Consider the following 13,294-nt stretch of genomic DNA (forward strand, 5'->3'; position numbering starts at 1 on the left):
GATTTGAGCACGCACCTGCCCCGGCTCGCCCTCACAGCCGGTGAGCCGGCGGGCGTCGGCGCGGAGTTGCTGATACGACTCGCCGCCACCTCGCTGGTTGCGGATCTGGTAGCGATCACGGATCGCGCATTTCTCGAACGCGCGGCCGCCCGATGCGGCATCACTGTCGATCTGCATGACGATGACGGCAGCGCACAGACCGAACGACGCCCCGGAAGCCTTCGCGTCCGGCATGTCGCGCTGGCGGTCGAGGAAATACCTGGCCAACCCGATTCACGCAATGCCCGCCATGTGCTGGAGACGCTGACCATCGCGGCGGATGGATGCATGGATGGCTCGTACCAGGCGATGGTCACCGCACCGTTGCAGAAGTCGACCATCAACGAGGCTGGCATTTCTTTCAGCGGGCACACCGAGTTTCTCGCGACGCGCGCCAATGCCGATGTCGTGATGATGCTGGCGAGCCCGGAATTACGTGTCGCACTTGCCACCACGCATCTGCCTCTGAGCGCCGTATCCGCGGCAATTACCCGCGAATCGCTCGAGCGCACTTTGCGTATCGTGCACGCGGAGCTGCGCAGCAAGTTCGGTTTCGAACGACCGCGCATCGCGGTGCTCGGTATCAATCCTCACGCTGGCGAAGGCGGGCATCTGGGCCGTGAGGAAATCGACGTGGTGATCCCGCTGCTTGAAACCTTGCGCCGCGAAGGCATGTTTTTGCTCGGACCATTGCCGGCGGACACCGCGTTCGTGCCGGTGCAACGCGAACGCTACGACGCGGTGCTTGCGATGTATCACGACCAGGCATTACCGGTGCTCAAAAGCGAAGCGTTCGATCGCACGGTGAACCTCACGCTCGGCTTGCCTTTCATCCGCACGTCGGTGGATCACGGCACGGCGCTGGATCTGGCTGGTAGCGGACGGGCCGATCCCGCAAGCCTCATCGCAGCGACACGGATGGCGATGGATTTGATCGAACGCAGGACATCGCTTGCATGAGCGCACGCCCCAAGAAAAGTTTCGGCCAGCACTTCCTGCATGATCGGCGCTACATCGACCGCATCGTGACCGCGATGGCGCCACGCACGGACGATTTTGTCGTCGAGATCGGACCTGGCGAGGGCGCACTGACGCTGCCACTGCTGGCCGTGGCCGGCAAGCTCACCGCGATCGAACTGGATACCGATCTGATTCCCGGCCTTCAATCGCGCGCCGCAGCGGCAGGCGAACTGCATGTCATCGAGGCCGATGTGCTGAAAGTAAATTTCACCGCGATGGCACACGACCACGGCGTTCCGCGTCTTCGCATCGCCGGCAACTTGCCGTACTACATTTCCAGTCCGATCCTTTTTCATTGCGTGGATCACGCGGCGGCGATCCAGGACATGCACTTCATGCTGCAGAAGGAAGTGGTCGATCGTATGGCGGCCGAACCGGGCAGCAAGATCTACGGCAGGCTTTCCGTCATGTTGCAGCTCGCCTGTCGTGTGGAGCCCTTGTTCTACGTTCCGGCAGAGGCGTTTCGGCCGCCGCCGAAAGTCGAATCCGCCGTGGTCCGCCTCGTGCCGCTGGCACCGCATGAATTGCATGACGCCGAACCCCAACACGTCTACGCCATCGTCAAGGCCGCCTTCGGACAGCGTCGCAAAACGCTGAGCAATGCGCTCAAGCAATTGATGGACAGCGATGCGATCCGTCGCGCCGATATTGATCCCAAGGCACGCGCGGAGACGCTCGCTCCGATGGATTTCGTGCGGCTTGCGAAGGTTTACGGCGCGCTCTGAGCTTCTCCGCCGTATCTCCGCGCGACCTCGCCCCATTCACGGCAGCAAGCCTTACAATCCGGGCATGAATGAAAAGTCTTCCTACACGATCGACGTGCAGGTCGAAACCCGTTTCGTCCCCGATCAATCCAAGCCCGGTGACAATCGCTACGTGTTCGCCTACACCATCACCCTGCGCAATGCTGGCGATATGCCCGCACGTCTGCTCACCCGCCACTGGATGATCACCGACGCCAACGGCAAGGTAGAAGAAGTGCGCGGCGACGGCGTAGTGGGCGAACAGCCGTGGATGCGACCGGGCGACGATTTCGAATACACCTCCGGCGCGGTGCTCGAAACCCCCGTGGGCACGATGGGCGGCAGCTACCAGATGCTTGCGGACGACGGCACGCAGTTCGAGGCGCCGATCCCGACCTTCACTCTGTCCATACCGCGCACGCTGCATTGATGGCCCTGCGCTGACATGGCTACTTATGCGATCGGCGATGTTCAGGGCTGCTATCCCGAACTGCAACGCATGCTCGACAAGATTCGCTTCGAGCCCGCGAATGACCAGCTTTGGTTCTGCGGCGATCTCGTCAATCGTGGTGGCCAGTCGTTGGAAACCTTGCGACTGATCCATGAACTGCGCGAGTGCAGCGTGGTCACGCTGGGCAATCACGATTTGAGCCTGCTGGCCATCGCCCAGCGACGGCCGGATGCGCAAGCACGCGTCAATCCGGAATTGCGTGAAGTGCTGTTCGCCGACGATGCGCCGGTGCTGTTCGAATGGCTGCGCTCGCAGAAACTGCTGCATCATGACGAGCAGTTGAACTGGACGATGGTGCATGCCGGACTTGCGCCGATGTGGACCCTGCGCCAGGCGCAACGTTCGGCGCAGGAGGTCGAACGGGAGCTGTCCAGCCCGCGCCATCCGCGCCTGCTGCGCAATCTGTTCGGCAATCGCCCGGCGGTGTGGTCGTCTCGGCTGCAAGGTCTGGAACGCCAGCGCGCGACGATCAACACGATGACCCGCATGCGCTACTGCGACGTCAACGGCCGCATTGATTTCGAAGCCAAGGACATTCCCGGAACACAGAAGGCCGGCCTGTATCCGTGGTTCGAAGTGCCTGGCATGCGCCGGCGCGAGACCCGCATCGTGTGCGGTCACTGGTCGGCGCTGGGCCGCTTCGCCGGGCTTGGTGTGCATGCGATCGACACGGGTTGCGTGTGGGGCGGACAGCTGACCGCGTTGCGGCTGGATACGGAAGAGCCGCAGTACATCACGGTCAACGCCGAACCTCATCGCAAACGTCCGCCCGGCGGCGGCGACTGAGAGACTAAAAAAAAACCCCGCCGCAGCGGGGTCTTTTCATGCCATCAGGACAGTTGTCCGTGACAGTGCTTGAACTTCTTGCCCGAGCCGCAAGGGCATGGATCATTGCGACCTACCTTGGGGCCGTCGTGCTGCGCAGGTGCTGCCGTTACGCTCATGCCGGCGCCCGCCGGCAATTCCGCTGCACTGCCGAAGGCATCGATAGGCGCGCCACCACCGGTTGCCAGCATCTGCTTCTGCAGACGCTCGGCCATGCGCTGCTGCTCGGCTTCCATCGCGGCGACTTCGTCTTCACTGCGAATGCGGATACGCGCCAGCATCTGCACGACTTCGGCCTTGATCCGATCGAGCATGTCGGAGAAAAGCTTGAACGACTCGCGCTTGAACGCCTGCTTCGGATCCTGCTGCGCGTACCCCACCAGATAGATGCCCTGGCGCAGGTAATCCATGTTCGACAGGTGATCTTTCCAAGCGTTGTCGACCACGGTCAGCATGATGTGCTTCTCAAGCTGACGCATGGTTTCAGAGCCAATCTGCGACTCCTTGGCCTGAAACAGTTCGTTCACCGCTCCGCGGGCGTGCGAGAGAATCATCTCGGCATCGATTTCGTGCTGCTGCTCAACCCAGTGCTTGAGATCTGCCTTCAGCCCGAACTCGCTTTCCAGTTCGCGATCGAGACCGGCGATATCCCACTGCTCGTCGATGCTCTCGGCAGGCACGTGCGCGCGCACCATCGATTGCACGACGTCCTCGCGAATATCGGCGACGGTGCCGGAGACGTCATCACCTTCCAGCAGCTCGTCGCGCTGGCGATAGATCACCTTGCGCTGGTCGTTGGCGACGTCGTCGAATTCCAGCAGATGCTTGCGGATATCGAAGTTGTGCTGCTCGACCTTGCGCTGCGCCTTCTCGATCTGCCGGCTGATCATGCGATCTTCCAGCGCGTCGTCGTCCTTCATGCCGAAGCGCTTCATCCAGCGGATCAGGCCTTCGCCACCGAAGATGCGCAGCAGATTGTCTTCCAGCGAGAGATAGAAACGCGAGGAACCCGGATCGCCCTGGCGACCCGAACGTCCGCGAAGCTGGTTGTCGATACGGCGCGATTCGTGCCGCTCGGTACCGATGATGTGCAGGCCGCCAGCGGCGAGTACCTGCTCATGCAGCTTCTTCCATTCATTCTTGACGCGCTGGCGATCCATCTCGCTGGCGTCTTCGGGAAGCTTGGCCAGCGCTGCATCCAGACTGCCGCCGAGCACGATGTCGGTACCGCGACCAGCCATGTTGGTGGCAATGGTGACCTGACCGGGCGCGCCCGCCTGCGCCACGATGTGTGCCTCGCGCTCATGCTGCTTGGCGTTGAGCACTTCATGCGCGACGCCGGACTTGCTCAGCAGGCCCGACAGCAGTTCGGAAACCTCGATCGAGGTTGTACCGACCAGCACCGGCTGACCGCGCTTGTGGCAGTCCTTGATGTCTTCGATCACCGCGCGATATTTCGGATCCTGGGCGAGGAAAATCATGTCCGAGTTGTCTTTGCGGACCATCGGCATGTGCGTGGGGATAACCACCACTTCCAGGCCGTAGATGCTCTGGAACTCGAACGCCTCGGTGTCGGCCGTGCCGGTCATGCCGGCCAGCTTCTTGTACATGCGGAACAGATTCTGGAAGGTGACCGTGGCCAGCGTCTGGTTCTCGCGCTGGATCGGCACGCCTTCCTTCGCCTCGACCGCCTGATGCAGGCCATCGGACCAACGACGACCTGCCAGCGTGCGGCCGGTGAACTCGTCGACGATGATCACTTCACCATCGCGAACGATGTAATCCACGTCGCGCTGATAGATGCCGTTGGCGCGCAGCGCCGCGTTGAGGTGATGCACCACCGCCAGATTCTTCGAATCGTAAAGCCCGCTGCCTTCATCGATGACGCCGGCTTCGAGCAGCAGTTCGTCGGCGTGCTGCATGCCCGCTTCGGACAGATGAACCTGCTTCTGTTTCTCGTCGACCCAGTAATCGCCTTCGCCATCTTCTTCCGTCTGACGGATCATGCGCGGAACGATCTTGTTCACCACAAGGTAGAGCTGCGGGGAATCCTCGGCCGGGCCGGAAATGATCAGCGGCGTGCGTGCCTCGTCGATCAGGATCGAGTCGACCTCATCGACGATCGCGTATTGCAGGCCGCGCTGGTAACGCTGCTCCTTGCTCAACGCCATGTTGTCGCGCAGGTAGTCGAAACCGAATTCGTTGTTGGTGCCGTAGGTGATGTCGGTGGCGTAGGCCGCGTGCTTGTCCGCATGGTCCATGCCCGGGTAGACCACGCCCACGCTGAGGCCCAGGAAGTTGTAGAGCTTGCCCATCTGTGCCGAATCTCGGCGTGCCAGATAGTCGTTCACGGTAACCACGTGCACGCCCTTGCCGGCGAGCGCATTCAGGTAAACCGGCAAGGTGCCGACCAGAGTTTTGCCTTCACCCGTGCGCATTTCGGCGATCTTGCCCGAGTGCAGCACCATGCCGCCGATCATCTGGACGTCGTAATGACGCAGTCCAAGCGTGCGTTTGGCGGCCTCGCGCACCACCGCGAATGCTTCGGGCAGGAGCTTGTCGAGCGACTCACCGTCTACGACGCGTTGCTTGAATTCTTCCGTCTTGGCGCGCAGGGCTTCGTCACCAAGCTTTTCGAACTCGGACTCCAACGCATTGATACGCACAACGGTTTTCGAAAGCTGGCGCAACACGCGCTCATTGCGGCTACCGAACAGGCTCGTCAGGGCACGATTGAACATCGATCTTCCGGTTTGGGAAACAGAATGCCCGCGCACGCGCGAGCCAATCGGGCATATTACTACATGCTTATCGGACCACCGCTCATCGGACCAAGGTCTATGAGGTCGTCCAGGCAGCGCTCAACACGAGCGCTCCGATCCTGATGTCCTGAATGGCGCTCGCGATGCTCTCATTCAAGGGACGAGTGGAATCGCCTCAACGATGATTGCGCACAAAGGCGAGCGGATTGACCACACGGCCGCCATACCAGACTTCAAAATGCAGGTGAGAACCAGTCGAACGGCCCGTCGATCCCGCTCTCGAGATAACGTCGCCGACCTGGACGTGCTGGCCGGGACGAACTTCCAGCGCACTGTTGTGCGCATAGCGTGTCATGTAGCCGTTGCCGTGGTCGATCTCCACCACGTTGCCATAGCCACTGCGCACGCCGGCAAACGTGACCATGCCCTCCGCCACCGCGTGCACCGGCGTACCCAGCGGCGTCGCGACATCGATGCCCGTGTGACGCGCCGAGCGGCCGTCGAACGGATCTGCGCGGACACCGAAGTAGGACGAAATATATCCCTGCACCGGCATCCCGGTCGGCTTCAGGTTTGAATCGATTCGCGCGTCCATCAGCAGGCTCTGTAACGCGGAAAGCTGCGCTTGCTGGGAGTCAAACTGGGTCGATAGCTGTTCGATGCTGCTGTTGAGGGTTTGTGGCAAGGCAAAAGCACTACCGCTGATGTCTTCGACACCGCCGACTGCGGGTGGCTGGTCGAAACTGAATTCCGCTTCGTCCAGTTTGCCCACTTGGATCAGTCGCTCGCCAAGCGCGTTGAGCCGGGTCGATTGAGCCTGCAGCTGGCCCAGTTTCACGGCGAGCGCATCGAGGCCGCGCTGGGAATCCTGTCGTACGCCGTCCAGTTGCGTGTCCTGCTTGCGTATCTGATGTTGCAGCTCACGAATTTGCGCCAACGCGCGGTCACGCGGACTGGCGACCGCCATAGCCAGTATTGCCCCCAATCCCAATACGGCCACCAGTGCAGATCCCGCAATGAGGCAAAGCTTGGCGCGTATGCGCCGATCAGCCAGATCAAGAGTTTTCGGCAATTTCCTGGAGCGTGAGACGAGTATGATTTGCATGTCTTTCCAAAGTCGAAATCCGGCACCATGCAGCGCGTCACTCCAGCCACTTCTCGCCGCGCGACTCATGGACCGAAGTCCATCGTCGAATGCGGCTCTTTCGCGACGCTGGCCAACAGGGCCAACGCGCTGGAAGCGCTCGATCGCGCACTGCGCCAGACGTTGCCATCGCCATTGCGCGAGCAGGTTCGATTCGCCAACCTGCGCAATGACCGCCTCGTCTTCCTGGCATCTTCACCGGCTTGGGCATCGCGCCTGCGCTTGATGCAGACACAAATCCTTGCCGCCGCACATGCCACAGGCACATGCGCCAGTTCAGTCACCGTGAAAGTGGTCCCCCAGTCACCGGTTGCAACAACAGCGCCCGATCAACCAAAACCGCTTTCGCCAGCTGCCGCAACCCATCTTCGGGCCGCCGCAGCGTCACTCTCAGACCCCGAAATGCGGGTACTGTTCCTGGAGTTGGCGTCCCTCGCCGAAACCGCTGATTCCGTTGGTAAAAGTACGCGCTGAGCGTCTCCTGCCATCTTTGGAAGAACCCTTTCGATGAACCGCAGCAATGGGCGGTTCAAACTCGGGGTTTGGTTTTATAGCACGAGCTTTTGCCGAGATGCATCCTTGATGTCATCGAGACGTGAAGAAAGCCTCCCTCTGCGAGGCCGGTCACAAAAAAGGCCGTGTCTCGCGACACGGCCTTTTTGACTATTCAAATACCCGGAAAACGACTTTCAGATCGCTTGCGCCGGATGGGCGTAGGAGATCGGCGAGATAGCCGGATCATCCTGATAGCTGACTTCTTCCCAAGCCGTTACATCGGCCATCAGCGTACGCAGCAGCTTGTTGTTGAGCTCGTGACCCGACTTGTGTGCATGATAAGCGCCAATAAGGCTGTGGCCCAGCAGATACAGGTCGCCGATCGCATCGAGAATCTTGTGTTTGACGAATTCGTCCTCGTAGCGAAGGCCGTCTTCGTTCAGTACGCGATAGTCATCCAGCACCACGGCGTTATCCATTGATCCACCGAGCGCCAGGTTGTGCTCGCGCATCATCTCGATGTCCCGCATGAAACCGAAGGTGCGAGCGCGACTCACTTCCTTGACGAAAGAAGTGGTCGAAAAATCGATTTCGGCCCGCGACGTGCGCTTGGAAATAATGGGGTGGTTGAATTCGATCGAGAAACCGACCTTGAAACCCTCGAACGGCTCAATGCTGGCCCACTTGTCGCCGTCCTGCACTTTCACCGGCTTCTTGATGCGGATGAAGCGCTTGGCGACGTTCTGCTCCTCGATCCCTGCAGATTGCAGCAGGAACACGAAAGGACCCGCGCTGCCGTCCATGATCGGCACTTCAGGCGCGGACAGATCGACATAGGCGTTGTCGATACCGAGACCAGCCATTGCCGACAGCAGGTGCTCTACCGTCGATACACGCACATCACCGTTAACCAGGGTAGTGGACCAACTGGTGTCGCCGACGTTGTCCTGGCGCGCGTGAATGTCGACCGGCGGGTTGAGATCCGTGCGTCGAAATACGATGCCCGTGTTGGCTGCTGCCGGACGTAGGGTCATGTACACCTTGTCGCCGGTATGCAGACCTACTCCGGTGGCCCGGATGATGTTCTTGAGCGTACGCTGCTTGATCATTGTTGTTGGTACCCGTGGAGGCAGCAGCCAATCAGGTCCGGATGCTAACACAGTTTTAACCTGTGAATAAGCAAACCGTACTGTTCAGTTTTGTTAATCCTTTATGTTCCTTTCATCCTTGAAAGGAACATAAAGCAAGCAGTTCGCAAGCGGTGAATACATCGATTTGTCATGCCTGGGACGGGAATCCGGCATGGCACCTCACTTTCGCCCTTACGCCACCGGCGCCAAGCTACATATTCAAACGCCTGCGTCGACCCGGCTCGCATCCAAAATGTGGATGCTTACCGAACACCAAGCCGAAACACGCTCCGACCGGTGCGACTCAGAACTGACAAGCCCAACGGGCATTTGTTCAATTTTTTCGCGCCTCCTTAACCTAGTCGATTCAATCAGTCCGCCTGGCGCCGAAGGAACGCCGGGATATCCAAGTAGTCGAAACCCGATTCGGCACCCTTCGCCGGCACAGGTCCGGTTTCGGCACGGCCGTGGCTGGTGACGGTGACATCAGGCTGCGCGTAGTCGACCACTTCGTTACCCGTGCCAGTACGCAACACCACCGGGCGCGGGCGCATCTGCACCTGCTGGGTTTCGACCATGCGCATCGGCGGTTGCTGACGCGATGCCGCGGCGCGGTTGAGGCCGGTGGCAACCACGGTCACGCGGACGTCGTCCTTCATTTCCGGGTCGAGCGAGGTGCCGATCACTACGGTGGCGTCTTCGCTGGCGAAATCGTGGATGATCCGGCCGATCTCGTCGAACTCCCGCATGGTCAGGTTCGGACCGGCGGTAACGTTCACCAGGATGCCGCAAGCGCCATTGAGGTTGACGTCTTCCAGCAGCGGATTCTTGATCGCCGCCTCGGCCGCCGCCTGTGCGCGGTCGTCACCACGAGCCGTACCCGAGCCCATCATCGCGAGGCCCATTTCAGACATCACGGTGCGCACGTCGGCAAAGTCGACGTTGATCAGGCCAGGAGCCGTGATCAGGTCGGCGATGCCCTGCACGGCGCCCTGCAACACATCGTTGGCTGCCTTGAATGCATTGAGGAGCGTCACATCCCGACCGAGCACGCTCAGCAGCTTCTCGTTCGGCACGGTGATCAGCGAGTCGACGTGCTGCGACAGATCCTCGATGCCCTTCAGGGCGACCTGCATGCGACGGCGGCCTTCGAACGGAAACGGCTTGGTGACCACTGCAACCGTCAGGATGCCCTTCTCCTTGGCAAGCTGCGCCACGACCGGTGCAGCGCCCGTGCCGGTGCCACCACCCATGCCGGCGGTGATGAACACCATGTCGGCACCTTCGAGCATCGCTTCGATGCGTTCGCGATCTTCCAGCGCCGCCTGCCGACCGACTTCCGGATTGGCGCCGGCGCCGAGGCCCTTGGTGACGTTGCCACCCAGTTGCAGATGCGTGCGCGAGCCGCAGCTGCTCATGGCCTGCGCGTCGGTGTTGGCGACGACGAATTCCACGCCTTCGATGTTGGCATTGAGCATGTGCGCCACGGCGTTGCCGCCGCCACCGCCGATGCCGATGACCTTGATGACTGCGTTTGGTGCGAGTTTATCGATCAGTTCAAACATTTCCCGTCCTCCTAAAAGAGTTGTTGTCGTTGTAACCAGCGAACGCGGCTCCTGCCGGTCGATGGTGGTGGGTCAATATCCTTCGACCCGAAGCAACACGTCCGTGTGCTGCTTTAAAAATGTCCGGCTCAAAAATTCCGGGTGATCCAGCCGCGCAACTTGTCGACCATGCTGCCCACGCTGCCGCCCGCCGGCCCGCTCACCCGCATGCCACCGGCGCGCGCGCCATGCAGCAGCAAGCCCACGCAGGTTGAGTGCAGCGGGCTGGAAACAACTTCGCCCAGACCGCTGATCTGCTGCGGCACGCCGATGCGCACCATCTTGTGGAAGATCTCCTCCGCGAGCTCCAGCGCGCCTTCCATCTTCGAAGCGCCGCCGGTCAGCACCACGCCCGCGGCGACCAGGCTTTCGTAGCCCGAGCGACGCAACTGGTCCTGCACCATCTCGAAGATTTCCTCGTAGCGCGCCTGCACGCTCTGCGCCAGCGACTGACGCGCCAGCCGACGCGGCGGACGATCACCGACGCTGGGAACCTGGATGGTTTCCTCCGCGTGCGCGAGACCCGTCTGCGCGCACGCGTACTTGATCTTGATTTCTTCCGCATGCGCCGTCGGTGTGTGGACGCCGTAGGCGATGTCGCTGGTGACCTGGTCGCCGCCGATCGGCAGCGACGCGGTGAAGCGGATCGAACCCTGCGTATAGATCGCGATGTCGGTGGTGCCTGCGCCGATGTCGACCAGGCACACGCCCAGTTCGCGCTCATCATCAGTGAGCACGGCCTTGGCGCTGGCCAGCGCTGAGGGCACCAGTTCGTCCACCGACAAACTACAGCGCTGGATGCATTTGGTGATGTTCTGCACGGCCGCCGCAGCGCCAGTGACGAGATGCACATTCGCCTCAAGCCGCACGCCGCTCATGCCGACCGGCGAACGGATGCCGTCCTGGCCGTCGATGCGATATTCCTGCGACTCCTTGTAGAGAACCTTGCGATCCGCTGGAATCGCCACCGCGCTGGCCGCTTCCAGCACTTGCTCCAGATCGCCGGCGGTGACTTCACGATCGCGAATGGCCGCGTTGCCGTGCGAGTTGCGCGTTTCCAGATGGCTGCCGGAGATCGATGCGTAGACCGAGCGGATATCGCAACCGGCCATCAACTCGGCTTCCTCGACGGCGCGCTGGATCGAATGCACCGTCGACTCGATGTCCACCACCGATCCGCGCTTCATGCCGCGCGACACGTGCGTGCCGATGCCGATCACCGTGATCGGCTCGCCAGGTTCGTACTCGCCGACGATCGCCACCACTTTCGAGGTGCCGATATCGAGCCCGACCACCAGCTGCTTGTCGTTGCGCGGCTTCATAGATGCATGCTCATGTACGGGGCGAGCCTCCTGCGTGGGTGGCGACTGGCGACTGCGGCCAACGCACGGCAAATCCGTTGGTGTAGCGAAGATCGGCGTAAGCGAAGCCGTCGGTGTGGCCGGCCATCAACTGCGGATAGACATCGAGGAAGCGACGCAGCCGACGTCCGGCCTGATCGCGATCGCCGATCACGATCTGCGCGCCGGTGTCGGTGCTTACGCTCCAGCTTCCGCGTTCGGTCAGCGCCACGCCGGTGATCTGCAGATGCGTGCCGGCGAACGCCTTGCGTGTCTCGGCGTAGAAACTCACCACTTCTGCGAGCCGATCATCCGGTCCACTCAAACCCGGAAGCGCGGCGGTGTCGCTCGCGTTCGGCGCATCGAACACCAGACCCTGACGGCTGATCAGCTGCTTGTCGTTCCAGCGTGCAAACGGCTGACGCTCGTAGACGCGCAGGATCAAGGTGTCGGGCCAGCGCTTGCGCGCTTCGGCCGATTCCACCCATGGCAGCGCGGCAACGGCCTTCTGTACCGCATCGAGATCGAGCGCGAAAAAGCCCTTGCCCAGTCGCGGCAATACCGCGCCGCGAATATCCGCCGCGGTAACATGCTTGAACGGCGCTTGCACGGTCATCTGCGTGACCGGCCAGCGATTGGCGGCGAACCATCCCTGCAACACGCCGACGACCGGCAGCGCCACGAGGGCGATCGCCAGGCACCAGGCGATCAGGCGGAAGGTTCCCTTCACCGGGCGTCTCCTTCGGTCACGCTGGTTTCGAGAACGCGCCAGCACAACTCCTGGTAGTCGATGGCGGCCGCAGCCGCCGCTTTCGGCACCAGCGAGTGCGAGGTCATGCCCGGCGCAGTATTCACTTCGAGCAGCCAGTTGCGTCCGTTGCGATCACGCATCACGTCCACGCGTCCCCAACCCGAACAACCCAGCGCATCGAATGCCGACAATGCCAGCGTGCGCAGCCCTTCCTCGGCCGTGCCTTCGAGCCCGGGACAGATGTATTGCGTGTCCTCGGCGACGTACTTCGCGTTGTAGTCGTAAAAAGCCGCTTTCGGAACGATGTGGATGCTCGGCAACACATCGCGTCCAAGGATCGCGACCGTCAGCTCGTCGCCTTCGATCAGCGTTTCCATCAGCAGGTCGCCGGGATATTGCGCCGCGAGCGCGACCGCGGAATCCAGATCTTTTTCCGCAAACACGCGCGTCACGCCGACGCTGGAACCTTCGCAGGCGGGTTTCACGATCAACGGAAAACCCACTTGCTTCGCTGCCGCATGCACGTCGGTGCCGCGCGGCAAGGCTGCGAATCTCGGCGTCGGAAGACCCAGCGATTGCCACACGCGCTTGGAGCGCGTCTTGTCCATCGACAACGCCGAACCCAGCACGCCGGAGCCCGTGTACGGCACGTTCAACGATTCGAGTGCGCCCTGCAGCACGCCGTCTTCGCCGCCGCCGCGCTGGCCATGCAGAATGTTGAACACGCGCGCGAAGTGACCGGCACGCAGCGCATCGAGCAACGCCGGGATGCCGTCGATCGCATGCGCATCGATGCCGCGCGCCTGCAGCGCGGCCAGCACGTTGCGGCCGGAGTCGAGCGACACCGCGCGCTCGGTCGAACTGCCGCCCATCACCACGGCCACGCGACCGAACTGCGCCGGGTCGGTGATCTTGCTCGCGCTCATCGTG

Annotated in this window: 12 protein-coding genes; 5 read left to right on the forward strand and 7 right to left on the reverse strand. The window is 61.7% G+C overall.

Features of this window, described 5'->3' with window-relative positions; translation table 11 throughout:
- Positions 1-3 precede the first annotated feature (3 nt).
- From pdxA to GSQ73_RS00680, 4 genes are all read left to right on the forward strand, one after another.
- Positions 4-999, forward strand: coding sequence for a 4-hydroxythreonine-4-phosphate dehydrogenase PdxA (gene pdxA, locus GSQ73_RS00665; RefSeq protein ID WP_158879884.1), 996 nt, complete (start codon positions 4-6; stop codon positions 997-999).
- Positions 996-1,784, forward strand: a complete 789-nt coding sequence (rsmA, locus tag GSQ73_RS00670; RefSeq protein WP_158879887.1) for a 16S rRNA (adenine(1518)-N(6)/adenine(1519)-N(6))-dimethyltransferase RsmA — start codon at positions 996-998, stop codon at positions 1,782-1,784. Before pdxA ends, rsmA begins: the two co-directional genes overlap by 4 nt.
- Before the next feature lie 64 nt (positions 1,785-1,848).
- A complete protein-coding gene (gene apaG, locus GSQ73_RS00675) occupies positions 1,849-2,232 on the forward strand; it encodes a Co2+/Mg2+ efflux protein ApaG (RefSeq protein WP_158879890.1) in 384 nt (127 codons plus the stop codon).
- Between the two features lie 15 nt (positions 2,233-2,247).
- Positions 2,248-3,099, forward strand: coding sequence for a symmetrical bis(5'-nucleosyl)-tetraphosphatase (locus GSQ73_RS00680; protein WP_158879893.1), 852 nt, complete (start codon positions 2,248-2,250; stop codon positions 3,097-3,099).
- Positions 3,100-3,143: 44 nt separating this feature from the next.
- Here GSQ73_RS00680 and secA read toward each other — a convergent pair whose 3' ends face one another.
- Positions 3,144-5,879, reverse strand: a complete 2,736-nt coding sequence (secA, locus tag GSQ73_RS00685) for a preprotein translocase subunit SecA (protein WP_158879896.1) — start codon at positions 5,877-5,879, stop codon at positions 3,144-3,146.
- A 196-nt stretch (positions 5,880-6,075) separates the two neighbouring features.
- Entirely contained in the window at positions 6,076-7,005 is a 930-nt protein-coding gene (locus GSQ73_RS00690) for a M23 family metallopeptidase (protein WP_158879898.1), read from the reverse strand.
- 27 nt (positions 7,006-7,032) lie between these two features.
- Here GSQ73_RS00690 and GSQ73_RS00695 point away from each other — a divergent pair, with 27 nt between their 5' ends.
- Positions 7,033-7,518 carry a DciA family protein gene (locus tag GSQ73_RS00695; RefSeq protein WP_158881631.1) on the forward strand — a complete coding sequence of 162 codons (486 nt, stop codon included), beginning with the start codon at positions 7,033-7,035 and terminating at the stop codon, positions 7,516-7,518.
- A 215-nt stretch (positions 7,519-7,733) separates the two neighbouring features.
- Here GSQ73_RS00695 and lpxC read toward each other — a convergent pair whose 3' ends face one another.
- From lpxC to GSQ73_RS00720, 5 genes are all read right to left on the reverse strand, one after another.
- Positions 7,734-8,648 (reverse strand): UDP-3-O-acyl-N-acetylglucosamine deacetylase, encoded by a 915-nt coding sequence (gene lpxC / locus GSQ73_RS00700; RefSeq protein ID WP_158879901.1) that lies wholly within the window; start codon positions 8,646-8,648, stop codon positions 7,734-7,736.
- A 392-nt stretch (positions 8,649-9,040) separates the two neighbouring features.
- Positions 9,041-10,234 carry a cell division protein FtsZ gene (ftsZ, locus tag GSQ73_RS00705; RefSeq protein WP_158879903.1) on the reverse strand — a complete coding sequence of 398 codons (1,194 nt, stop codon included), beginning with the start codon at positions 10,232-10,234 and terminating at the stop codon, positions 9,041-9,043.
- A 128-nt stretch (positions 10,235-10,362) separates the two neighbouring features.
- Positions 10,363-11,595: a cell division protein FtsA gene (gene ftsA, locus GSQ73_RS00710; protein WP_158879906.1), complete on the reverse strand. Its 1,233-nt coding sequence runs from the start codon at positions 11,593-11,595 to the stop codon at positions 10,363-10,365.
- A gap of 10 nt (positions 11,596-11,605) precedes the next feature.
- A complete protein-coding gene (locus GSQ73_RS00715) occupies positions 11,606-12,343 on the reverse strand; it encodes a cell division protein FtsQ/DivIB (protein ID WP_158879909.1) in 738 nt (245 codons plus the stop codon).
- Positions 12,340-13,290 (reverse strand): D-alanine--D-alanine ligase, encoded by a 951-nt coding sequence (locus tag GSQ73_RS00720; protein WP_158881633.1) that lies wholly within the window; start codon positions 13,288-13,290, stop codon positions 12,340-12,342. The genes GSQ73_RS00715 and GSQ73_RS00720 overlap by 4 nt, the downstream gene beginning before the upstream one ends.
- Positions 13,291-13,294: the final 4 nt, after the last annotated feature.

This window comes from Rhodanobacter sp. L36 (assembly GCF_009765755.1).
Taxonomy (GTDB): domain Bacteria; phylum Pseudomonadota; class Gammaproteobacteria; order Xanthomonadales; family Rhodanobacteraceae; genus Rhodanobacter.

What these genes read in the sequence shown, in the direction of transcription:
- GSQ73_RS00695 (WP_158881631.1), top strand. Translation starts at nt 7,033, where the DNA reads ATGCAGCGCGTCACTCCAGCCACTTCTCGCCGCGCGACTCATGGACCG.
- ftsZ (WP_158879903.1), bottom strand. Translation starts at nt 10,234, where the DNA reads ATGTTTGAACTGATCGATAAACTCGCACCAAACGCAGTCATCAAGGTC.
- secA (WP_158879896.1), bottom strand. Translation starts at nt 5,879, where the DNA reads ATGTTCAATCGTGCCCTGACGAGCCTGTTCGGTAGCCGCAATGAGCGC.
- GSQ73_RS00690 (WP_158879898.1), bottom strand. Translation starts at nt 7,005, where the DNA reads ATGCAAATCATACTCGTCTCACGCTCCAGGAAATTGCCGAAAACTCTT.
- lpxC (WP_158879901.1), bottom strand. Translation starts at nt 8,648, where the DNA reads ATGATCAAGCAGCGTACGCTCAAGAACATCATCCGGGCCACCGGAGTA.
- apaG (WP_158879890.1), top strand. Translation starts at nt 1,849, where the DNA reads ATGAATGAAAAGTCTTCCTACACGATCGACGTGCAGGTCGAAACCCGT.
- rsmA (WP_158879887.1), top strand. Translation starts at nt 996, where the DNA reads ATGAGCGCACGCCCCAAGAAAAGTTTCGGCCAGCACTTCCTGCATGAT.
- GSQ73_RS00680 (WP_158879893.1), top strand. Translation starts at nt 2,248, where the DNA reads ATGGCTACTTATGCGATCGGCGATGTTCAGGGCTGCTATCCCGAACTG.
- GSQ73_RS00720 (WP_158881633.1), bottom strand. Translation starts at nt 13,290, where the DNA reads ATGAGCGCGAGCAAGATCACCGACCCGGCGCAGTTCGGTCGCGTGGCC.
- ftsA (WP_158879906.1), bottom strand. Translation starts at nt 11,595, where the DNA reads ATGAAGCCGCGCAACGACAAGCAGCTGGTGGTCGGGCTCGATATCGGC.